22 protein-coding genes and 1 pseudogene are annotated in these 21,894 nt (G+C 58.8%); 13 read left to right on the forward strand and 10 right to left on the reverse strand.

The genetic code is table 11. The features are described 5' to 3' along the window. Positions 1-257: 257 nt before the first annotated feature. The gene (locus FB593_RS00345) at positions 258-1,472 is read right to left on the reverse strand and encodes an NADP-dependent isocitrate dehydrogenase (protein WP_003516051.1); all 1,215 of its coding nucleotides are present in this window, start codon (positions 1,470-1,472) and stop codon (positions 258-260) included. Positions 1,473-1,688: 216 nt separating this feature from the next. Here FB593_RS00345 and FB593_RS00350 point away from each other — a divergent pair, with 216 nt between their 5' ends. The 7 genes from FB593_RS00350 (at position 1,689) to FB593_RS00385 (ending at position 8,314) form a co-directional block, all read left to right on the forward strand. Then, positions 1,689-2,219, forward strand: a complete 531-nt coding sequence (locus tag FB593_RS00350; RefSeq protein WP_003516050.1) for a hypothetical protein — start codon at positions 1,689-1,691, stop codon at positions 2,217-2,219. A 174-nt stretch (positions 2,220-2,393) separates the two neighbouring features. Next, the gene (locus FB593_RS00355; RefSeq protein ID WP_003516049.1) at positions 2,394-3,236 is read left to right on the forward strand and encodes an RNA methyltransferase; all 843 of its coding nucleotides are present in this window, start codon (positions 2,394-2,396) and stop codon (positions 3,234-3,236) included. Further along, a complete protein-coding gene (murI, locus tag FB593_RS00360) occupies positions 3,220-4,041 on the forward strand; it encodes a glutamate racemase (RefSeq protein ID WP_065702410.1) in 822 nt (273 codons plus the stop codon). The genes FB593_RS00355 and murI overlap by 17 nt, the downstream gene beginning before the upstream one ends. Positions 4,042-4,421: 380 nt before the next feature. Then, positions 4,422-4,661 carry a DUF1127 domain-containing protein gene (locus FB593_RS00365; protein ID WP_013636401.1) on the forward strand — a complete coding sequence of 80 codons (240 nt, stop codon included), beginning with the start codon at positions 4,422-4,424 and terminating at the stop codon, positions 4,659-4,661. A gap of 445 nt (positions 4,662-5,106) precedes the next feature. Then, a complete protein-coding gene (locus FB593_RS00375; protein WP_112292252.1) occupies positions 5,107-5,745 on the forward strand; it encodes a LysE family translocator in 639 nt (212 codons plus the stop codon). Between the two features lie 37 nt (positions 5,746-5,782). Continuing rightward, positions 5,783-6,670 carry an O-acetylserine/cysteine exporter gene (locus FB593_RS00380; RefSeq protein ID WP_019567085.1) on the forward strand — a complete coding sequence of 296 codons (888 nt, stop codon included), beginning with the start codon at positions 5,783-5,785 and terminating at the stop codon, positions 6,668-6,670. 126 nt (positions 6,671-6,796) lie between these two features. Continuing rightward, positions 6,797-8,314 carry an ATP-binding protein gene (locus FB593_RS00385; RefSeq protein ID WP_025593912.1) on the forward strand — a complete coding sequence of 506 codons (1,518 nt, stop codon included), beginning with the start codon at positions 6,797-6,799 and terminating at the stop codon, positions 8,312-8,314. Between the two features lie 3 nt (positions 8,315-8,317). Here FB593_RS00385 and FB593_RS00390 read toward each other — a convergent pair whose 3' ends face one another. Together FB593_RS00390 and FB593_RS00395 are read right to left on the reverse strand one after the other, a co-directional pair. Beyond that, complete coding sequence (locus FB593_RS00390) at positions 8,318-8,836, reverse strand: hypothetical protein (RefSeq protein ID WP_145166239.1); 519 nt, start codon at positions 8,834-8,836, stop codon at positions 8,318-8,320. 131 nt (positions 8,837-8,967) lie between these two features. Further along, positions 8,968-9,951: pseudogene (locus FB593_RS00395) on the reverse strand (TerC family protein). Positions 9,952-10,402: 451 nt separating this feature from the next. Between FB593_RS00395 and rpsD the strand changes: the two are divergent. The 5 genes from rpsD (at position 10,403) to FB593_RS00420 (ending at position 14,696) form a co-directional block, all read left to right on the forward strand. After that, positions 10,403-11,020, forward strand: a complete 618-nt coding sequence (rpsD, locus tag FB593_RS00400; protein WP_145166240.1) for a 30S ribosomal protein S4 — start codon at positions 10,403-10,405, stop codon at positions 11,018-11,020. A 69-nt stretch (positions 11,021-11,089) separates the two neighbouring features. Then, positions 11,090-12,019: a glutaminase gene (locus tag FB593_RS00405; RefSeq protein WP_003495341.1), complete on the forward strand. Its 930-nt coding sequence runs from the start codon at positions 11,090-11,092 to the stop codon at positions 12,017-12,019. A 63-nt stretch (positions 12,020-12,082) separates the two neighbouring features. Further along, positions 12,083-12,997, forward strand: coding sequence for a tRNA 2-thiocytidine(32) synthetase TtcA (gene ttcA, locus FB593_RS00410; RefSeq protein ID WP_145166241.1), 915 nt, complete (start codon positions 12,083-12,085; stop codon positions 12,995-12,997). Between the two features lie 16 nt (positions 12,998-13,013). After that, a complete protein-coding gene (locus FB593_RS00415; RefSeq protein ID WP_065659260.1) occupies positions 13,014-13,841 on the forward strand; it encodes an inositol monophosphatase family protein in 828 nt (275 codons plus the stop codon). Between the two features lie 30 nt (positions 13,842-13,871). Next, positions 13,872-14,696, forward strand: coding sequence for an inositol monophosphatase family protein (locus FB593_RS00420; protein WP_065659261.1), 825 nt, complete (start codon positions 13,872-13,874; stop codon positions 14,694-14,696). Positions 14,697-14,768: 72 nt separating this feature from the next. Here FB593_RS00420 and FB593_RS00425 read toward each other — a convergent pair whose 3' ends face one another. The 4 genes from FB593_RS00425 to FB593_RS00440 form a co-directional block, all read right to left on the reverse strand. Then, the gene (locus FB593_RS00425) at positions 14,769-15,977 is read right to left on the reverse strand and encodes a multidrug effflux MFS transporter (protein WP_065702540.1); all 1,209 of its coding nucleotides are present in this window, start codon (positions 15,975-15,977) and stop codon (positions 14,769-14,771) included. Between the two features lie 138 nt (positions 15,978-16,115). Then, entirely contained in the window at positions 16,116-16,451 is a 336-nt protein-coding gene (grxD, locus tag FB593_RS00430) for a Grx4 family monothiol glutaredoxin (RefSeq protein ID WP_003516034.1), read from the reverse strand. Between the two features lie 137 nt (positions 16,452-16,588). Continuing rightward, entirely contained in the window at positions 16,589-17,020 is a 432-nt protein-coding gene (locus tag FB593_RS00435) for a hypothetical protein (protein ID WP_003516022.1), read from the reverse strand. Continuing rightward, the gene (locus FB593_RS00440; protein WP_013636391.1) at positions 17,017-17,268 is read right to left on the reverse strand and encodes a hypothetical protein; all 252 of its coding nucleotides are present in this window, start codon (positions 17,266-17,268) and stop codon (positions 17,017-17,019) included. The genes FB593_RS00435 and FB593_RS00440 overlap by 4 nt, the downstream gene beginning before the upstream one ends. 109 nt (positions 17,269-17,377) lie before the next feature. On the opposite strand from FB593_RS00440, the gene FB593_RS00445 reads away from it, so the two are divergent. Then, complete coding sequence (locus FB593_RS00445; RefSeq protein WP_113473068.1) at positions 17,378-18,526, forward strand: hypothetical protein; 1,149 nt, start codon at positions 17,378-17,380, stop codon at positions 18,524-18,526. Positions 18,527-18,662: 136 nt separating this feature from the next. Here the strand turns inward: FB593_RS00445 and FB593_RS00450 are convergent, their stop codons facing one another. The 3 genes from FB593_RS00450 to FB593_RS00460 all read right to left on the reverse strand — a co-directional run bounded on the left by FB593_RS00450 (position 18,663) and on the right by FB593_RS00460 (position 21,852). Beyond that, on the reverse strand, positions 18,663-18,896 hold the full coding sequence (locus FB593_RS00450; RefSeq protein ID WP_003516012.1) for a BolA family protein: 234 nt from the start codon (positions 18,894-18,896) through the stop codon (positions 18,663-18,665). A gap of 16 nt (positions 18,897-18,912) precedes the next feature. Next, positions 18,913-21,147, reverse strand: coding sequence for a phosphoribosylformylglycinamidine synthase subunit PurL (gene purL / locus FB593_RS00455; protein WP_113473069.1), 2,235 nt, complete (start codon positions 21,145-21,147; stop codon positions 18,913-18,915). Positions 21,148-21,261: 114 nt separating this feature from the next. After that, positions 21,262-21,852, reverse strand: a complete 591-nt coding sequence (locus tag FB593_RS00460) for an acyloxyacyl hydrolase (protein WP_003516010.1) — start codon at positions 21,850-21,852, stop codon at positions 21,262-21,264. Positions 21,853-21,894 lie beyond the last annotated feature (42 nt).

The following is a 21,894-nucleotide window of genomic DNA, read 5'->3' on the forward strand; positions in this document are numbered from 1 at the left end:
ATAGTCCACAGCATTATCTGTTTTCCCGAAGGATCGCGCTGGTAACCACATGAATTTTTGACTGTGCCGGACAAGTTATGTGTCGTTTTATGCTGTTTCAGCTATATATTTTTATTTTTCTGACTGCGGCACGCTGTGGAATCGAAGTCTGCGCCTAGTGCAACATCTAAGCAAGATACTGTGAACAAAAAAAGAAACCCGGCGTTGCGGCCGGGTTTCCTTTTGTCGATATTTCAAACGGGCAGTGCCCCGTTCTTTTAAGCCGCCATCGCCGTCTTGAGGTTTTCATCGATCTTGTCGAGGAAGGCGGTGGTGGAGAGCCAGGGCTGGTCCGGACCGATGAGGAGCGCGAGGTCCTTGGTCATGAAGCCGCTTTCGACGGTGTCGACGCAGACGGTTTCGAGCGTTGCTGCGAACTTTGCGAGTTCTGCATTGTCGTCCAGCTTGGCGCGGTGGGCGAGGCCACGGGTCCAGGCGAAGATCGAAGCGATCGAGTTGGTCGAAGTTTCCTGACCTTTCTGGTGCTGGCGGTAGTGGCGCGTGACCGTGCCGTGTGCGGCTTCAGCTTCAACCGTGCGGCCGTCCGGCGACAGGAGAACGGAGGTCATCAGGCCGAGCGAACCGAAGCCCTGGGCAACCGTATCAGACTGCACGTCGCCATCGTAGTTCTTGCAGGCCCAGACGTAACCGCCGGACCACTTCAGAGCGGAGGCGACCATGTCGTCGATCAGGCGGTGTTCATAGATGATGCCGATTTCATCGAACTTCGCCTTGAACTCGGTCTGGTAGACTTCTTCGAAGATGTCCTTGAAGCGGCCGTCATAGGCCTTCAGGATGGTGTTCTTGGTGGACAGGTAAACCGGCCACTTGCGCATCAGGCCGTACATCATGGATGCGCGGGCGAATTCGCGGATGGATTCGTCAAGGTTGTACATTGCGAGTGCAACGCCAGCGCTCGGAGCGTCGAAGACGTCCTTTTCAATGACCTGACCGTCTTCGCCGACGAACTTGATCGTCAGCTTGCCCTTGCCGGGGAACTTGAAATCGGTTGCCTTGTACTGGTCGCCGAAGGCGTGGCGGCCGACGACGATCGGCTTCGTCCAGCCGGGAACGAGGCGGGGAACGTTCTTGCAGATGATCGGCTCGCGGAAGATGACGCCGCCCAGAATGTTGCGGATCGTGCCGTTCGGGCTCTTCCACATCTGCTTCAGGCCGAATTCCTCGACGCGCTGCTCGTCCGGCGTGATCGTCGCGCACTTGATGCCGACGCCGTGCTTCTTGATGGCATGTGCCGCATCGACGGTTACCTGGTCGTTGGTAGCATCGCGGTTTTCGACCGAGAGGTCATAATATTCGATGTCGAGATCGAGGTATGGCAGGATCAGCTTGTCCTTGATGAGCTGCCAGATGATACGGGTCATTTCGTCGCCGTCGAGATCGACGACTGGATTGGCTACCTTGATCTTTGCCATGAATTCCTCACCTTCGAAGCTGTGGCGCCTAGTGACGCCGGTATTCGGAAAAATATCCGGTGCGGCTATAGCATCGCGCGCGCCTGAGGCAAAGCCATGGGGGGCGCTTTTTTGGCGCGGTGCAATAACGCTTTGCGCATTGCCAAACCATATTGCCGGAATACAGTCAGGCGAATCGCTTCGCCCGCGCGTCGGGCCTACCTCCGGGATCACATCATGCGGAATATTCTGCTTCTGACTGCCGCCGTCCTCTTTTCCCACAGCGCCCTTGCGGCCGGCCCCGCCGATCCCGTCCAGAAGGTGATGGACATTACCGTCAAGAACTGGTCCGGCGATGCGGAAAACTGGAAATACATCTTCGACGAGGACATGCTGACCAGCCTGTTCAGCAAGGACTTCGTTGCCCAATACCGCGAAGCTTCCAAGAAGCCGGCTTACGAGGCGGAAAGTGGCGAGACCGGCGATCCCTTCGGCTACGATGTGGTGACCAACTCGCAGGATGGCTGTCCGCTGGTGGATGTTTCGGTAACGCCCGGTGAGGTGAAGGACGGAGTGACTGACGTGACGGCGAAGTTCAAGCTCTGGGCCTGTATGGACGAGGCAGAGATGAAGGCAACGGTCGACGAGGTGCATTTCGATGTCATCGAGGAAAACGGCCAGCCTGTCATCAGCGACATTCACCGGGTTGGAGACGAGGGCAGGGATTCGCTGCGCGCAGAGATGGCGGCGATCATCAAGGGCGAATAACAGGGCGTTCTGCCTGCCCCGGCTTTGATTTTGGCGCCGATCTGTGCCAGTGAAGCGCGCTTTAGAGCATTTTCAGGAAAAGCGGCGACCGGTTTTCAGTCTGGAAATGCGCGAAAACCATAAAACGCATCGGCCTGAAAATCGATGCGGCGCTTCAGAAACTGGAAAACGACGATGGCAGGCACAAACAGCGAGCTTGAACTTGTGGCGGAAGGCCCGGCGATCATTCTGGTCGAACCGCAGCTCGGCGAAAATATCGGCATGGTGGCACGGGCAATGGCCAATTTCGGTCTTGCCGAACTTCGCCTCGTCAAGCCGCGTGACGGCTGGCCGAACGAGAAGGCACGCGCTGCCGCTTCCAAGGCCGATCATGTCATCGACGGGACGAAGGTGTTCGAGACGCTGGAAGAGGCGATCAAGGATCTCAATTTCGTCTATGCCACGACCGCGCGGGAGCGTTACGGTTTCAAACCGGTTCGTGCCCCCGTTACCGCAGCCGGCACGCTGCGCGCGAAGTTCAAGGCGGGTGAAAGAACCGGCATCCTGTTCGGGCGTGAGCGCTGGGGCCTTACCAATGAAGAAGTGGCGCTGGCCGATGAGATCGTGACATTTCCGGTCAACCCCGCCTTCGCGTCGCTCAATATCGCGCAGGCCGTGCTTTTGATGTCCTATGAGTGGATGAAATCCGGCATGGACGATCTGGACGAGACGCTTTTCCAGCCTATCGAGCAGCGGCCCTCGACCAAGGAACAGGTCTTCGGCCTGTTCGAACACATCGAGGAGGCGCTCGATGCGCGCGGATATTTTCATCCGCCCGAAAAAAAGCCGAAAATGGTGGACAATCTGCGTGCGGTGCTGTCGAGACGCGGCTTTTCCGAGCAGGAAATCAGTGTTTTCCGTGGCGTGATCAGGTCACTTGATCGTTTTCCCCGGCAGTGGCCTAAGCAGGCAGGCCGGGCCGGAACGGCGGAGGGACCATTGTCGGAGAGGGCTGGGGAGAATGCTGAAGACGACTGAGGCTCTGGCCGATGTTCTCAAGCCGGTGCTGGTGTTCGATTCCGGCATTGGTGGGCTCACGGTACTGCGCGAGGCGCGCGTGCTGATGCCCGAGCGCGGTTTCATCTATGTGGCCGACGACGCCGGTTTCCCCTATGGCGGCTGGGAAGAGGAGGCGCTGAAAGCGCGCATTCTTTCGCTCTTCGAAAAGCTGCTTGAAGACTATAGCCCTGAAGTCTGCATCATTGCCTGCAACACCGCCTTCACACTGGCAGGCGCCGATCTTCGGGCGCGCTTCCCTGATATGACTTTCGTCGGCACCGTTCCAGCTATCAAACCTGCGGCCGAACGCACCCGTTCCGGTCTCGTTTCCGTGCTGGCAACACCCGGCACCGTCAAGCGCGCCTATACGCGCGATCTCATCCAGTCATTCGCCACGCAATGCCATGTTCGCCTCGTGGGGTCGGAAAATCTGGCGCGTATGGCCGAAAGCTGGATCAGGGGCGAACCGATCTCCGATGAAGCGGTGCTGGCGGAAATCGAGCCCTGCTTCATCGATAACGACGGCAAGCGCACCGATATCGTTGTTCTCGCCTGCACTCATTATCCCTTCATGGCCAATGTGTTTCGCCGGCTGGCGCCATGGCCGGTGGACTGGCTCGATCCGGCGGAAGCGATTGCCCGTCGCGCGCGCCACCTGGTGCCGCTGCCGCAGGATGCGGAGCATCCAGATGGTTTCGATTTCGCCGTCTTCACTTCCGGCAAGCCGGATTTCGCCACACGGCGGCTGATGCAGGGTTTTGGCCTCAGCGTCTCGCTGAGCTGAACGGCCTGTTGCATTTTTGCATCTATTCTGCCGGACTTTTGCAATTCGAGATTGCGACCTCTTGTCGCGTCCGGCATCTCGTGTAAGATGCATCTTGTCTGTAACCGCTATAAAAAGGAGGCGTGGAATGACTGACTATATGAATATGCGCCTTACCGGCATGTCTGGCTTTTCCGGCATGGTCGTCGGCGGTTACATGTCCCGAGGCATCGACCTCCGATAAGGCTTCCTGCCTGATTTCCCTGCCGTTTGGCATCTTCACTTCGTCTGACAGCTGAATTGTGCGTCCGCGCTACCGCGTGTTGCGCCCGCCGTTCCTGCATGTCGTTTTATCATCGATAAAGGACCTGGCTGCTTCGCCGCGCCGGGACGGATTTCCCATGCAAAAAAATCAACCATTGGTAGCATATGCGCTGCCGGATGCGGTCGACCGCCTGTTCGTCACATTCGGCGTCTGGAAAACCCTGAAAGCGGTTCTCGTCGCGGCAATGGTGCCGCGCCCGCCGCCGACCGATCTTTCCGATCTGCCGGAGCGTCTTCTGGATGATATCGGTCTGGAGCCGTCCGACCGCAAAATGCGGCGGGAGTGGGCGCCTCCTTACTGGGCGCCGCGGTTTTGATGGCGACAGTCTCTCCGGCGAGAAAATGCCGGGGAGGCTCCGTCGTCCGTTTCACACTTCTAATGATGTTCGAAATGCGCGCCTCCGTCATGCGGGACTCGACCCGTCGTCCACCCACGGCGCGTCTGTGAGGAGTTCATTGCCGCACTTCAGTTTTCCGTAACGGAAGCTGCGGAAAGGCCTGGCATATAGCGCGTTGCACTATTCTCGGGAACGTCCGGGCGGGCGTTACCCCTGATCTTGCCCTGCGGCTGGAGCGGGCAGGGGGCAGCGCGGCGCGGCATGGCTTGCCATGCCGTCAAATTACGATCTTGCACAGGCGATGAAGCGGCGGCAGTAGCCTGTTCGTCCGCGGATGACAAAGCGTCATAGTCTCCGAAAATTTGGCTTGATACCGGGCGCTTTTGGTGGCTTGCTCCAAAGACCGAACGGGGGAGATTGCATCATGCCACTGGAGAACTGGCTGGCCTTCGTGGCCGCATCCGCCATCATGCTTGCCATTCCGGGGCCGACGATCCTGCTGGTGATTTCTTATGCTCTGGGGCATGGCCGTAAGGCGAGCACCGCGACGGTGACGGGTGTGGCGCTTGGTGATTTCACTGCGATGACGGCCTCCATGCTGGGGCTTGGCGCGCTGCTTGCCACATCGGCGGCCCTTTTTACCGGTCTGAAATGGATCGGTGCGGCTTACCTCATCTATCTCGGCATCAAGCTGTGGCGTTCTTCGGTTGGTGGTGAAGGTGGTGAAGCCGCAGGCGTGACCGGCCGTGAGCGGCCGCTCAAAATCTTCCTGCATGCCTATGTCGTCACGGCGCTGAACCCCAAGAGCATTGTCTTCTTCGTCGCCTTCCTGCCGCAGTTTCTGGTGCCCACTCTGCCTTTCTGGCCGCAGGTGCTGATTTTCGAAGCGACATTCCTTGTGCTTGCCAGCTGCACTGCGGCGCTTTATGGACTTCTGGCAAGTGCCGCCCGCAATACCATCCGCAAACCCAGGGTTCAGCGCATCGTCAACCGCACGGGCGGCGGTCTCCTGATCGGCGCCGGTCTCATTACATTTGGCTGGAAGAGGGCGGTTTCGGCGTAAAACGCCCGTCGATCGCCTGAAATTCGGACATAACAAAATGGCGTTGCCGCATATTCTTCTTGCCCTGATCACCGTGTTTTTGTGGGGCTTCAACTTCGTTGCCATCAAGATCGGCGTCGCCGACATGCCGCCTCTGTTTCTGACGGGGGTGCGCTATCTGTTTGCAGCCGTGCCGTTGGTGTTCTTCCTGCCCAAACCCAATGTGCCGTGGCGGCATATGATCGTTTACGGCATGGCGATGGGTTTCGTGCAATTCGGCCTGCTTTACCCGGCCATCAAGCTCGGCCTGCCGGCTGGGCTTGCTTCGCTCGTCATGCAGTCGCAGGCCTTCTTCACGCTGGCGCTGGCCGTGGTGTTTCTCGGCGAGCGGCCGTTGCCGTCACAGATCGTCGGCGCAATCGTTGCCTTTGGCGGGCTGGCGGTCATCGGCGTGGAGCGCATGACGGCTGCAGCGTTGATACCGCTGCTGATGGGCGTCGGCTCGGCCATTGCCTGGGCCTGCGGCAACATCGTCAATCGCCGCATCGGCCAGGTGAATGCGGTCTCCTTTGTCGCATGGACGAGCCTTGTTCCCGTTCTGCCGTTGGTCCTGCTTTCGCTGGTGGTGGAGGGACCTGATGCGATTGCGCAAGGGCTGCGCAATGCGACGCCTACGATGGCTCTCGTGGTGATCTACATGGCCTATGGTGCGACCATCGTCGGCGCGGGTATCTGGAGTTACCTGCTTCTGCGTTATCCTGCCGGAACGGTGGCGCCGTTTTCGCTGCTGGTGCCGATTGTCGGTTTCGTCAGCGCCTATCTCGCTTTTGCGGAGCATATTACTGTCTTCGAAGTGGTCGGTGCCGCATTGGTCATCATCGGGCTGATGCTGAATGTGTTCGGCAGGCGGCTATCATTTTCGCGCGTCTCGTCCGGGGCCGCATAGATGTGGCGCAATTGCCTGTGCATTATCGGCACGGGGCAGACGCAATCGGTGATTTTTTGGTAAAGAGCATGTTCGGCCGCCGTCACGGGAATCGGCCGGATGACATGCAGCACGAGGAACGGAACATTGCAGGTCGGCATCGACATGGGAACCCTATCGGGCGGGCAGCAGGCCAAGCTCGATATTGAGGAATTGCTTGCAACGCGTTTGCTGGTGCAGGGCAATTCCGGGTCCGGCAAGTCACACCTTCTGCGCCGGCTCCTGGAGCAATCGGCGCAATGGGTGCAGCAGGTCATTATCGATCCCGAGGGTGATTTCGTCACGCTGTCCGACAAGTTCGGCCATGTGGTGGTGGATGGAGAGCGCACGGAAGCCGAGCTTGCGGGCATTGCCAACCGCATCCGCCAGCACCGCGTTTCCTGCGTGCTGACGCTTGAAGGTCTTGATATCGAGCAGCAGATGCGGGCCGCTGCCGCTTTCCTCAATGGCCTTTTCGATGCGGATCGCGAATTCTGGTATCCCGTGCTTGTCGTTGTGGACGAGGCGCAGATGTTTGCGCCCTCCGTCGGCGGCGAGGTGACCGAGGATGCGCGCAAGGCGTCGCTGGGCGCCATGACCAATCTGATGTGCCGTGGGCGTAAACGCGGGCTTGCGGGCGTCATCGCCACGCAGCGCCTTGCCAAGCTTGCCAAGAACGTAGCGGCGGAAGCCTCGAACTTTCTGATGGGCCGCACCTTTCTCGATATCGATATGGCGCGCGCTGCCGATCTGCTCGGCATGGACCGGCGGCAGGCGGAAATGTTCCGCGATCTGCAGCGCGGCAATTTCGTGGCGCTTGGACCGGCGCTGTCGCGCCGCCCGTTGCCCATTGTCATCGGTGCGGTGGAAACCTCGGCGCGGTCTTCCTCGCCGAAACTCATGCCGCTGCCGGATGCACCGCAGGATGTGGAGGATCTGATCTTCACGCCGGACCCGGAAGAGTTCACGCGACCCGCCACGCGCCGCACGCCGCCAGCGCCGCGCCCGACAACCGATATTCTCGCTGAACTCTCCCGCTCCACCCCCGCCGCCGCCGGTCCTTCACCGGAGCAGTCGGCGCGTGCAGGTCAGCCGGAGCTGACGCCGGAGGAGCGCGAAGAGAAGATCGCGGCGGTGCTGGTCGAAATTCTCGACGATCCGCAATCGGCCTATCGTACCGACGCCGTGCTGTACCAGGATTTTCTGGTGCGCGCGCGCATGCGCCGTATTCCCGGCACGCCGATGACGCTGGCGGATTTCCGCCGGCAGGTGGCGATTGCCCGCTCCGGCGTGGATGCGGCAATGGCGGCCAGCGAAGGCTGGGAGAAAGCGCTGGAATTGTCGATGTCGGTCTCCGACGATCTGCAGGGGGTTTTCCTGCTGTTGGTCAAGGCGGCGCTCAATGAGGAGCCTTGCCCATCCGACGCCCGTATTGCCCGCGCTTACGGTACCCATTCCGCCCGCCGTGCGCGCCGTCTTCTCGGTTATTTCGAGGAGAAGGAGCTTGTGGTGGTACACGCCGATTTCTCTGGTAAGCGCATCGTGGCGTTCCCCGATCTCGACGCGAAAACCGCACCCGGCGATGCGGATGCGGCTGAGGATGATGCGAGGCTGGCGGCGGAGTAATCGCTATTCAGTCAAAGTCCGCACCGCGAAACTGATCGTCGTGTAGAGACCACTGAGGCTCAGAGCCAGTACGCAAAAAATAACGGCTATAAACAGTGCCGAGGTCAATCGATGCGGCCGTTGATAGGGGCGGGTGCTGGCATGTGTTTGCAAGGGAGCGAGCCGAGAGAGCTGGGTCGCTGTCCATCCGTCACGTTCGAATTCCGGCGAAGCGATAAATTCAGCAAGATGCCGTTGTCGTCTAATGGAAGAAGGCAATTGCGCCAGAAAGCGTTGCGGTTCACGCCTGTTGATTCTTGACAGGAATATAGTGATCGCTTCCCTGAAACGCTCGTCGCGTGCGCCTGAGCAGAACAACATCCGTCCCGCTTCAATGAGATCGTTCATCTCAAGCAGCACTTCACCGTATTTTTGAAAGAGTGCCAGATCGACTTCAGGATGGCTGAGCCTGCCCTGAAGGATTTCCTTCGCTCGCCAAAGTTTCTTTTCTGAGATTGCCTGATCAACGGTTTCAAAAGTCATTTTTGCGATGAATTGGACGTTTGTTTTAATATTGAGAAAATATATTTCGGTCTAGCTAACAATAATACAGATTATATATTTCATCATCAAAAAAGAAAGAGGAGGCGTAATCGCCTCCTCCTTGCTCATCATTACTCGATAGCCTTTGTTTCCTTGCTCGTCGCAATCAGCGAACCGATGATGCCGGTTGCGAGGATGGCGACGGTGACGCCGAGCGAGACGGCGGGCGGGATCTTGGCGATGCCGAGCATATCCGCGACGAAAATCTTCGAGCCGACGAAGACCAGAACCGCAGCCAGCGCGTATTTCAGATAGGCAAAGCGGTGGATCAGGGCGGCAAGTGCGAAATAGAGGGCGCGCAAGCCGAGGATCGCGAAGATGTTAGAGGTGTAGACGATAAACGGATCGGTGGTGATCGCGAAGATCGCCGGGATCGAATCGACCGCGAAGATGAGGTCGGCGATTTCGACCATGATAAGCGCCAGAAACAGCGGCGTCACGAAGGTCTTCAGCTTGCCTGTGGCAGCATCGGTCTCCTTGACGAAGAACTTCTCGCCATGCAGCTTCTCCGTTACCGGAAGGCGGCTGCGCATGAATTTCAGGATGCGGTTATTGCCGATGTCGTTCTCGTCATGGTCGGATGAAAACAGCATCTTGAGGCCCGTGAAGACGAGGAAGGCCGCAAAGAGATAAAGCACTCAGTGGAAGTTTTCGACAATGGCGGCGCCGCCGGCAATCATGATGCCGCGCAGAACGATCACGCCGAGGATACCCCATAGCAGCACGCGGTGCTGATATTGGCGGGGAATGGCGAAATAGGAGAAGATCATCGCGATGATGAAGATATTGTCCATGGCGAGGCTTTTTTCGACCACGAAGCCGGTGACATATTCCATCGCTGACTGTTCACCGGACTGGTACCAGATCCATCCGCCGAAGGCCAAGCCGATGGCGATATAAAAGCCGGACATCAGCAAGCTTTCACGGATGCCGATTTCCTTGGAATTCTTGTGCAGCACGCCGAGATCGAGCGCCAAGAGGCCAAGGACGAGAGAAATGAAGACCGCCCACATCCATGTGGGGGTACCGAGAAAATCGTTGAGGAGGAACTCCATCAGTCAACCTTTAGCCGGACGAGGTTGGCTTTGCGGATGGGGACGCGTATCAGGAATAAACGTGGGCCCCAACCTTCAAGAGACTCGACATCGCGTGTTGTCCGGTAACACGCCAGAGGGGCCCGAGTCCTGATTGCGGCTTAGAAGTGGGTGGGCCTTCCAGCTTTTCAAGGGGTGGTTCGAGAAAAAAGCGGCGGGCTTTGTTTGACAAATTTGTAAAACGTGTTTAGAAGCCGCCCCAACGCCGGGCAGTCATGTCCGGTGTGTTTCGTTGACTGCCTTGCAGTTTATAAGCTGACGTTCGGCGGTCAACATCACCGACATGTCCCGTGGTCTCTCCATTCGCATGTGAGAAACCTGTCAGAGGTCCTGAAACGGGCTTCAGAGGAGGGCGTGTTTCCTCAAACCGGTTTGGCAACAAACCGGCATAACCTATTGAGAAGGAAATACGATGAGCAAGCGCGAATCGGCTAAGTATAAAATTGACCGCCGCATGGGCGAAAACATCTGGGGCCGTCCGAAGTCCCCGGTAAACCGCCGCGAATACGGCCCGGGCCAGCACGGCCAGCGCCGCAAGGGCAAGATGAGCGACTTCGGCACGCAGCTGCGCGCCAAGCAGAAGCTCAAGGGCTACTACGGCGAACTGCGCGAAAAGCAGTTCCGCGCCACCTACGACGAAGCAAACCGTCGCAAGGGCGATACCTCCGAGAACCTGATCGGCCTGCTCGAGTCGCGTCTGGACGCCATCGTCTACCGCGCCAAGTTCGTTCCGACCGTTTTCGCATCGCGTCAGTTCATCAACCATGGCCACGTCACGGTTAACGGCGTTCGCGTCAACATCGGTTCTTACCGTTGCAAGCCGGGCGACGTTATCGAAGTTCGCCAGAAGTCCAAGCAGCTGGTGACCGTTCTCGAAGCTGTTCAGCTCGCAGAACGCGACGTTCCTGATTACATCGAAGTCGATCACAACAAGATGCTTGCGACCTATGCTCGCATCCCGGCTCTGTCTGACGTTCCGTACCCGGTCGTCATGGAACCGCATCTGGTCGTCGAATTCTACTCGCGTTAATCGGCGCGTTTCAGTATTGAGAAAGCCGCCCCTCGGGGCGGCTTTTTTGTTTGCTGGGGAAGGCTTTGCATGCAGGACATTCAGGCGATCGTCGATTCCATTTACGACAGCATGGTGCCGCGCTTGGGCGAGGGCAAGGTTGCGGATTACATTCCGGAACTCGCCAAGGTCGATCCGAACCAGTTCGGTATCGCCATCACCACTGTCGACGGAACCACTTATACGGCCGGCAATGCGCTCACGCCGTTTTCGATCCAGAGCATCTCCAAGGTCTTCATGCTGACGCTGGCGCTCGGCAAAGCGGGCGAGACGGTGTGGAACCGGGTGGGGCGTGAGCCGTCGGGGTCGTCCTTCAACTCCATCGTCCAGCTGGAGCATGAGCACGGCATTCCGCGCAATCCCTTCGTCAATGCCGGCGCCATCGTGGTGACGGATATCGTTCTTTCCGGCCACCAGCCGCGCGAGGCGATTGGCGAGCTTCTGCGTTTCGTCCGTTATCTCGCTGACGATGACACGATCAGCATTGATGACACCGTGGCGAAATCCGAGCAGGCGACGGGTTTCCGCAATTTCGCGCTTGCCAATTTCATGCGGTCCTTCGGCAATCTGCATCACCCCGTTGAATATACGCTGGGCGTCTATTTTCATCAGTGCGCGCTGTCCATGACCTGTGCGCAGCTTTCACGGGCCGGTCTTTTCCTTGCCAATCGCGGCCGCAATCCGCTGAGTGGTCATACGGTTGTGTCAGACCGACGCGCGCGGCGCATCAATGCGCTGATGCTGACCTGCGGCCATTATGACGGATCGGGCGATTTCGCCTATCATGTCGGCCTGCCGGGCAAGAGCGGCGTGGGCGGCGGCATCATGGCAGTCGCGCCGGGCAAGGCGTCGATTGCGGTCTGGTCGCCGGGTCTGAACAAGGTCGGCAATTCGGCGCTTGGGTCGCATGCGCTGGAAATGCTGGCGACGAAAACCGGCTGGTCGGTATTCGGGGCTTGATATTGCGGGCGGATGCGGGCATTTCCTGCATTGAAAATGGCTGAACGCCAGAGCGGGCTAATCATGAACATTGTCACCAGCATCGCAGATGAGGTCGAGGCCGATCAGGACCTGGCCGGAGAAAATGGCGCTTCGCATCCGCTGTTCGACGCGGCACCCCGTTCCGTCTCCTTCAACAAGCTGCGCAAGCGGCTGTTGCGCAATGTACGTCAGGCCTTCGGGGATTTTGGCATGCTGAACGGCCAGAAGCGCTGGCTGGTAGGCCTTTCCGGCGGCAAGGACAGCTACGGTCTTCTGGCGCTGCTGCTTGATTTGAAGTGGCGCGGCCTTTTGCCCGTGGAACTCATTGCCTGCAATCTCGATCAGGGCCAGCCGAATTTCCCCAAGCACGTCCTGCCGGAATATCTGGCGAAGATCGGCGTCGCACATCGCATCGAATATCGCGACACTTATTCCGTTGTGAAGGAAAAGGTGCCGGCGGGTGGCACCTATTGTTCGCTCTGTTCGCGGCTGCGGCGCGGCAATCTCTACCGTATTGCGCGGGAAGAGGGCTGCGACGCGCTCGTGCTCGGCCATCACCGCGAGGATATTCTCGAGACCTTCTTCATGAACTTCTTCCATGGCGGCCGTCTGGCTGGCATGCCGGCAAAGCTGATGAATGACGAGGGCGACGTGATGGTGCTGCGCCCGCTTGCCTATTGCGCCGAAGAGGATATGGCGAAATTCGCGGCGATGATGGAATTCCCGATCATTCCCTGTGACCTCTGCGGCTCGCAGGACGGGCTTCAGCGCAATGCCATGAAGGAGATGCTGGCTGACATCGAAAGGCGTATGCCGGGCCGCAAGGACGTGATGCTGCGGGCGCTTGCCCATGTCAATCCATCGCATCTGCTCGACCCGAAGCTTTTTGATTTCTCGGCGCTCTCTGTCACCGGCGCGTCACCTGAAGAGCGTACGGAGGCCAACCCTCCCTTATGAAGAAGTGCCCTTAGCGATGACCCTTTCCGATAAAGATATCGACTTTCTGATTTCCACCGTTGCCGCTGCCGGCCGCCAGGAAATCATGCCCCGCTTCCGCAATCTCGACGCAGGCGCGATTTCCGAAAAGACCTCTGCGGTCGATCTCGTCACCGAGGCGGATATTCTGACGGAAAAGGCGATAACCGCCGCTCTTCTGCAACGGTTTCCGAAGGCCCATATTGTCGGCGAAGAGGCCTATGACGCGGATCAATCCGTTATTCCTGCCCTTGCCGATGCACCATTTGCCTTCGTGATCGATCCAATCGACGGCACTTTCAACTATGCTTCCGGTTTTCCAGCTTTCGGCACGCTGCTCGCCGTCACCGTCAAGGGTGAGACGGTCGCAGGCATCATCCACGATCCTGTCATGGGTGATACCATCCTTGGTCTCAAAGGCGAGGGCGCTTATCTCCACCGCAAGGACGGCTCGCAGGCAAGGCTCAAGGTTGCCGATCCCCTGCCATTGTCCGAAATGGTCGGCATATTTTCCTGGGGTCACAGCCATGAAGATCGCCGCCCGGTGATCGCCGCCAATATGGCCAAGATCAAGATGGCGCTTTCAATCAATTGCTCGGCTCATGAATATTGGCTTGCCTCGACTGGCAAGCTGCACTTCATCGGCCACGAAAAGCTGATGCCCTGGGATCATCTCGCCGGCGTTCTCATTCATCAGGAAGCGGGCGGCTACACGGCCCGTTTCGACAATACGCCCTACCGGCCGGGACAGACGACAGGCGGCATCCTGTCGGCACCCGACAAGGAAAGCTGGAAGATGCTGCGCCGGGAAATCGTGGCCTTATAATATTGATGCTTAAATAGAAGGATATCGCCCATGGCTATCGAACTCGACATCGCCTCTCTCGCCAATGCGCTTCAGGAGGCGGCGGCAGTGGAAATCCTGCCGAGGTTCCGTAATCTGGGTGAGGGCGACGTCAGGATAAAGAGCGAGGCGATAGACCTCGTAACCGAGGCTGACGAGGCTGCTGAGCGGCTGATCCGCGCCCGCGTGCAGGAAATCATGCCGCAGGCGCTGTTCATCGGTGAAGAGGCCGTTGCGGCGGATGCCTCGCTGCTTGGCAAGCTTGCGGATGCGGATCTTGCCGTGGTGGTCGATCCGATCGACGGCACCTACAACTTCGCGTCGGGCCTGCCGCTGTTTGGCGTGATGATGAGCGTCATCTCCAACGGCGAGACCGTTGCCGGTCTCATCTTCGATCCGATGGGCAATGACTGGGCGATTGCCGAAAAGGGTTCCGGTGCATGGCTTTGTGCCGCCGATGGCTCGCAGACGCAGATGTCCGTCGTGCCCGCACCGGCACTGTCGCAGATGGTCGGCATCGCCAACACCGGTTATTTTGACGTGGAGACCCGCCGCAAGATTCTCATGAACCTCGCGGATGTGCGGCTCTTCACCAGCTACCGTTGTGCTGCGCATGAATACCGCGTGTTCTGCGGCGGCCACATGCATTTCCTGATGTACAACAAGCTTATGCCCTGGGATCATCTCGCTGGCACCCTGCTTTCGCAGGAAGCGGGCGCCTACGCCGCCCGTTTCGACGGCTCGCCTTACCTGCCGCGCCACCTTGAGGGTGGCCTGCTGCTTGCTCCTGATCAGGAGACATGGGAATTGCTGCGCGAGAAGATTTTCACGGTTTAGTGAAGTTCAGCTTTTATCAACAAAAAGGGCGCGGAACCGAGTTCCGCGCCCTTTTTATTTGTCTGTCCGCCCTTAGTGCGTCGGCTTGTTGTGGGCCTGAAACAGCACGCCCTTTTCTCCGATCAGCACGAAGACGAGGCCGATAATGGAGACGGCGAAGAAGCCGGCTACCATTGGCAGCGCCGTGCCATCAAAAGCCTGACCGATAACGGCACCGATCAGCGAACCGCCGACGGTTCCCATGAAGCCAATAACGGACGAGGCCGTGCCGGCGACATGGCCGAGCGGCTCCATGGCGAGCGAGTTGAAGTTCGAGCCGATCCAGCCGAACTGGAACATGGCAAGCGCGAAGAACACGATGAAGATCGCAAAGGGCATCGGTTCCGGCCCGACCATCTGTACCACCAGCCACACGAAGGTGATGGCGATGAAGCCGAGCAGCGACCCGTGCGACAGCTTGCGCATGCCAAACCTGCCGACAAGCCTTGCATTGATGAAGGACGAGAAGGCCATGAACAGGGCGACGCCCGCAAAAGCGGCCGCAAACCATGCGCCCAGGCCGTAGATGCCCTTATAGACCTGTTCGGCGGAATTGATGAAGCCGAACAGCGCACCGAAGATGAATGTGCTGGAGAGCGTGTAACAGAGCGCGATACGGTTGGTGAGCACGATCTTGAAGCCACCGAGGATCGAACGAATCGTGAAAGGCCTGACGTCATCGGCATGCAGGGTTTCCGGCAGGCGGAAATACATCCAGGCGGTCACGACGGCGGCAATTCCGGCCATGAAGGCGAAGATAAGGTGCCAGTCACCGAAAAACAGCACGATCTGGCCAGTGCCGGGTGCGATGACCGGAACGACCATGAATACCATCATGATCAGCGACATGACTTCCGCCATCTGACGTCCGCCATAGATGTCGCGCACGATCGAAATGGTGATGACGCGCGTCGCCGCAGAGCCGATGCCCTGAATGAAGCGCAGAACCAGCAGGCCAGTGAATGACGGTACAAAGACGACGGCAATGGCCGAGACGATGTAGATTGCCAGCCCGACGAGCATCGGCTTGCGGCGCCCGAAACGGTCCGAGATCGGTCCGTACAGGAGCTGGGCAATGCCGAAGCCTAGAAGATAGCTGGAAATGACGTATTGACGGTGGTTTTCATTCACGACGCCAAGTGACGCGCCGATTTCCTGAAGGCCGGGAAGCATGATGTCGATGGCAAGCGCATTCAGCGCCATCAGCATCGCGGCAAGCGCGATGAATTCCGTGCGCCCCATCGAAACGGCGCGCGAAGTGGTGGATTGTGAAAGTTCTGTCACAGGATTGCCCCAAAAAGAACGGCAAAGGCGTTGCATGAAGCAACGCCTGGCATAAGTTTTCTGACAATCAGGGTGGGCCGGATGAACCGGCCGAAATCAGGCCGCGCCGCGGACGCTGATACCCTGTTCTTGGAAGTGATTTTGAAGTTCACCGGACTGGAACATCTCTCTTACGATGTCACAGCCGCCGACGAATTCGCCCTTGACGTAGAGCTGCGGGATGGTCGGCCAGTTGGAATAATCCTTGATGCCCTGACGGATGTCGGCATCGGCGAGCACGTTGACGCCCTTGTAGTCGACGCCGAGATAATCGAGGATCTGTACGACCTGACCGGAAAAACCGCACTGCGGGAATTGCGGGGTGCCCTTCATGAAAAGAACGATGTCGTTGCTCTTCACTTCGCTGTCGATCATATCGTGAATGCCGCTCATTGGCCTATTCCTTTCACATGCGGTTCAAGGCCGCTGCTTTGACTTTGTCCCTAAATAACATGTCGCGGCGCGATTTCCACCCGGGAAGCGTAAAAAATGCGCTGGTGTGGTATCGCTAAGTGAAGGTCGCAACCCCGCTACCAGCGCGTCGTCCCGGGCGGGTAAGAAAAGTTGAGCATTATCTTCCCGATAGGCTCCCGCCGCCTGAAGACTGATTTTATTATCGGACCTGATCTGCCGTTATAAATATTGAGTTCCTGTTTGTTGTCGAACGTCATGGTTTCGTGCCCGCTATTTAGTGAGCAGTCATCCTTGCACTTGATTTCGATCTCGCTAGAGAAGCGACCCGCTTTGATATCGATAATTAGTTTTGGACTTTTCTGGTCCACCAGGCGGCAGGTGTTGCCGGTTTTGCAGAAGGCTGTGCCGGATATCCGATCAGCACCATCAAGCTCCACGACGAAGCCGATCTTGATCTCTTTGCTGCTCTTAACCTCTGCGGCACCTTGTAGCGGCCCCGAAATCGCCAACACCAAAAAGGTGGGAAGCACGCTGAGGTGATGCATCATCGAAGCCGCTGTCTGCTGCGGGCGGCGGCGGTGCGTCTTTTGCTCACCTGTTTTTTGGCCGGCTTGGGTTTGACGGCTGCTTTGATTGCCGCTTCCAGCACGGAGCCGACAATGCCGCCTGCGAGGGACGTGTTACTTTTGGTCCGGCGGCGGATGCGGCGGGTTTTGCGAAGGCCTGTCTTGGCGAGGACTTCGGACAGAGCGCCTTTGACGACGCCGTTTAGCAATTGATCGACGATCCCAGACAAAATTCCCTCGCAACAAATAAATCATATTTCCGTCGCGTTTTTTACTATACGTGCATCGCCCACTGTATCAAGCGATCCTTTCGGGTGTCTCCAGCCCGAGGGTTTATGCATGCCGACCGTCAAGTCACGACTTGTTCTTTATTTCCCTGGCTTCGATCCGCTCGATGCGGCTGCGCATCATCTGCGCTATCAGCGGGCGGCAGCGCTTGCCGGCAAGACGTGGGGTGTCAATTATACCGTGGGTGCGCTGGAGAACTCGCCGGCTGGCGAAACATTCTCGGTTGAGGCCTCGGCGGGCGATTGGCGGACGCGTTCCACCATCTTCGTCTACGACCACAATGCGGTGATATCGCGCCTGCGGGATGCGCCACTCTGGCGGCAGATCGCACTAGGCTTTGCGGCTGCGGCCGGTATCGTCGCGGAAGGTGGGGCAGGGCGTTACCTCCGTCATGCCTGGCGTTTCGGCCTGTTCTTCATTTTCCCGTTTCTGCTGATGCTGGTGGGGGGTGCGCTTGCGGCGGGGATCGCGCTCTCGCCGTGGCTGTTCGGTTTGCCGCTCTGGCTGCTTGCGATCAGTCTTCCCGCTGCGGCCTTGTTCTTCGTGAAGGCGTTTCTGCCTTTCGCCGAGCGGTTTCATACGTTGCATCTTTATGCCGACTGGCGCTTTGCGCTGGCCGTAGGGCGCGATGAGCCGATTGCCCGCAACTGGATCGAAGAGAAGGCAGCCCTCGTTCTCAAGGCGCTGGAGCAGCCGTCTGAGGAGGTTCTGGTCGTGTCGCATAGTATGGGCGCCAGCCTGGCGCTCGCCGTGATAGGCCGTGTGCTGGAACTGCGGCCAGATGCGCTGGATGGCCGGAAGCTGTCCTTTGCGACGCTCGGTGGCGCTGCGCTGCAATGCGCGCTGCTGTCGAGTGCGGACAGGCTTCGCCAGAGCGTCGGCGTGATTGCGCGTCACCCTGAAGTGACATGGTTTGATATCCAGTGCCTGACGGATCCGATCCACCTCTACCGCTGCAACACCGTTGCGCTGACCGGGCACAAGGATGCGCCGCAGCCGAAGATCGTGCCGATCCGTTTCAAGCACTCGCTTTCACCCGACCGCTACAAAAAGAACAAGCGCAACTTCCTGCGCATGCACCGGCAATATGTTCTGGGGCCGGACCGCAAGTCCGGTTACGATTTTACCCTGCTGACGGCTGGGCCGTTGCCGGCTGCCTCCTTTGCCGATCTGGAATCGCAGCAGCCACCTGTTTTGTAAGCGGCACGCACCATTTGCCGGAAAAGAAAAGGCCCGCGTGACAGTCTCACGCGGGCCTTTTTCAATCCATGGCTTCAAGCGTTGCCGCGGCAAGGACAGTGAGACCGTCCTGCCGGAGACGCTTTTCCGGGCGCAGTCATTCGGGAGCCGAGGTCTGCAGGGCAAGGGCGTGCAGAACACCGCCCATATTGCCCTTCAGCGCGTCATAGACCATCTGGTGCTGCTGCACGCGGGTCTTGCCCTTGAAAGCATCCGCGACGACTTCCGCCGCGTAATGATCGCCATCACCGGCCAGATCGCGGATCGTGACCTTTGCCCCGGGAATTCCCGCCTTAATCATGTCTTCAATGTCGCCGGGTTTCATGGGCATGGTGTATCTCCTTAATTCATTCTGCGGCGATTAGAGTTTCGCCATCCATGAATTGAGGGAACCACGATTCATAGGCCAAGTGCAATTCTTTAATCTCGATAGCGCGTGCCGTGCCCAGCTTTACGCTTGAGCCGCCGGTGACGCCGATCGCCGGGCAGGAAACGCCCGCTGCCTTCGCTGCCGCGCGCACTTCATCCAGATCGCTCTTTTTGACGGTCAGCACATAACGGCCCTGATCTTCGCCATAGAAGGTGAGGACGGGATTATGGCCCTCGACCGCGTCGATCGTCGCGCCGATGCCGGAGGAAATTGCCATTTCGGCAACCGCGAGAGCTAGGCCGCCCGAGGAGCAATCGTGAACCGCTGTGGCAAGACCGTCTGCGATAAGGGCGCGGACGAAATCGCCATTTCTCTTTTCAGCTTCCAGATCGACATGCGGTGCCGGGCCATCGATGCGGCCATGCACGTCGCGCATGTAAACGGACTGGGCAATATGGGTGCCAAGACCGGCAGGCGCGCCCGCCAGCAGCACGACTTCGTCCGCGGCGGCAAAGCGGATGCGCGCCATACGGCCCCAGTCCTTCAGCAGGCCAACGCCGCCAATGGTGGGGGTGGGCAGGATCGCCTGACCGTTGGTCTCGTTGTAGAGCGAGACGTTGCCGGAAACGATCGGGAATTCCAGTACGCGGCAGGCTTCGCCGATGCCCTTGATGGCATGGACGAGCTGGCTCATGATCTCGGGCTTTTCCGGATTGCCGAAATTGAGGTTGTCGGTGGCCGCGAGCGGCAAAGCGCCGGTTGCGGTGATGTTGCGCCAGCATTCGGCCACGGCCTGCTTGCCGCCTTCAAAGGCGTCTGCCTCGACATAACGCGGTGTCACGTCGGAGGAGAAGGCGAGCGCCTTCTTGTCATGGCCTTCAACGCGGACAACGCCGGCATCGCCACCCGGCAGCTGCAGGGAATTGCCCTGGATCAGCGTGTCATACTGCTCGTAGACCCAGCGGCGCGAGGAGTTGTTGGCCGAACCGACCAGTGACACCAATGCGTCGGCAATGTCTGCATCAGGAACGTCGTTCTCCGCAAGCGGAGCCTGAACCCTGGCGGGCGTCCACGGGCGGTCGTATTCTGGAGCCTGATCACCGAGATCCTTGATCGGAAGGTTGGCGACTTCCTCGCCATTGTGCAGCACGCGGAAACGCAGGTCGTCGGTGGTCTTGCCGACGATGGCGAAGTCCAGGCCCCATTTGACGAAGATCGCCTTGGCGACTTCTTCCTTGGAGGGCTCGAGAACCATGAGCATGCGCTCCTGGCTTTCCGATAGCATCATTTCGTAGGCCGTCATGCGCTCTTCGCGCACCGGTACGGCGTTGAGATCAAGTTCGATGCCGAGATCGCCCTTGGCGCCCATTTCGACGGCCGAGCAGGTAAGGCCGGCGGCACCCATGTCCTGAATGGCGATGACTGCGCCGGTCTTCATCAGCTCGAGGCAGGCTTCCAGCAGGCACTTTTCGGTGAAGGGGTCGCCGACCTGAACGGTTGGGCGCTTTTCTTCGATCGACTCATCAAATTCGGCAGAGGCCATGGTCGCGCCGCCGACGCCGTCGCGGCCGGTCTTCGCACCGAGATACACCACCGGCAGGCCGACGCCCTTGGCTTCCGAAAGGAAGATCGCATCGGACTTGGCAAGTCCGGCGGCAAAGGCGTTGACGAGGATGTTGCCGTTATAGCGAGGATCGAATTCCACTTCGCCGCCGACGGTCGGCACGCCGAAGGAGTTGCCGTAACCGCCGACACCGGCGACGACGCCAGCCACGAGGTGGCGGGTCTTCGGATGGTCGGGTGCGCCGAAACGTAGCGCATTCATGGCTGCGATCGGGCGTGCGCCCATGGTGAAGACATCGCGCAGGATGCCGCCCACGCCGGTTGCCGCACCCTGATAGGGCTCGATGTAGGACGGATGGTTGTGGCTTTCCATCTTGAAGACGACGCAGTCGCCATCATCGATATCCACCACGCCGGCATTTTCGCCGGGGCCTTGAATGACACGCGGGCCCGTGGTGGGCAGGGTCTTCAGCCATTTCTTGGAGGACTTGTAGGAGCAGTGCTCGTTCCACATGGCCGAGAAAATGCCAAGCTCGGTAAAGCTCGGCTCCCGTCCGATCAGGTCGAGGATACGCTGGTATTCGTCGGGCTTCAGCCCGTGGGATGCAACGAGTTCCGGGGTGATCTTGATGGAGTTTGGAATCGACATAGGTCTCACGCGGTTCGAGCCGAGGAAAGTTTCCGGTTCTTTAGCGCAAGAGGCCTCTCCGTGCGACAGGAAAATGCGCAGTTTTGCCAGCAAAACGCTGCTTTGTTGGGTTATTCAGAACTTGTAGCCGACCATAAGTCCGACACGCGTCAGCCCGTCATTGGGGCCGTCGCACAGATTGGCATGGGAGGCATGTTCGATCTGGGTCGAAATATTCCAGTTGCTGTTGAAGCGATATCCGATGGCGGCATATTCATGAAAAAGCACGCGGCAACCGAATTCCGCGCCAGTTTCGCCCGGACCATTTCGCAGCCTGCCGTCATGCCACAGGCCGCCAAAGCCGAGGTCGACGAAAATCTTCGGATTGAGATCGAAGGTCCAGTTGATACCGCCGTAAATGGTATTTGCTTCGCCCTCGGTGCCGATTTCCGCACCCAGATGCAGACGCGGTCGGGCAAGTTTTTCGCCAAAGGTGACCGCCGAGGCGCTCGCGAAAGGATCGAAATAGGCAGTGAAGGCCGGGAATACACCATCTTCGCCGCCACCATTGCGATCGGCGAGCGAGGTTGTGACCCCGAAACGCAATTCATCGAACACCGTGCCGTCTGCGGCGGCGGCCGGCGTCATGTCACTCAACACACATGCTGCGAAAACCATCGCGAGAGCAACAAATGCCCTGGCGGATATGGAACTGAATGCTGCCATCGAATCATTCCCCGCTCCGAAGTAGGGAAAGGATGGCAGATT

Source organism: Rhizobium sp. SJZ105, assembly GCF_007828365.1.
Lineage (GTDB): Bacteria > Pseudomonadota > Alphaproteobacteria > Rhizobiales > Rhizobiaceae > Agrobacterium > Agrobacterium tumefaciens.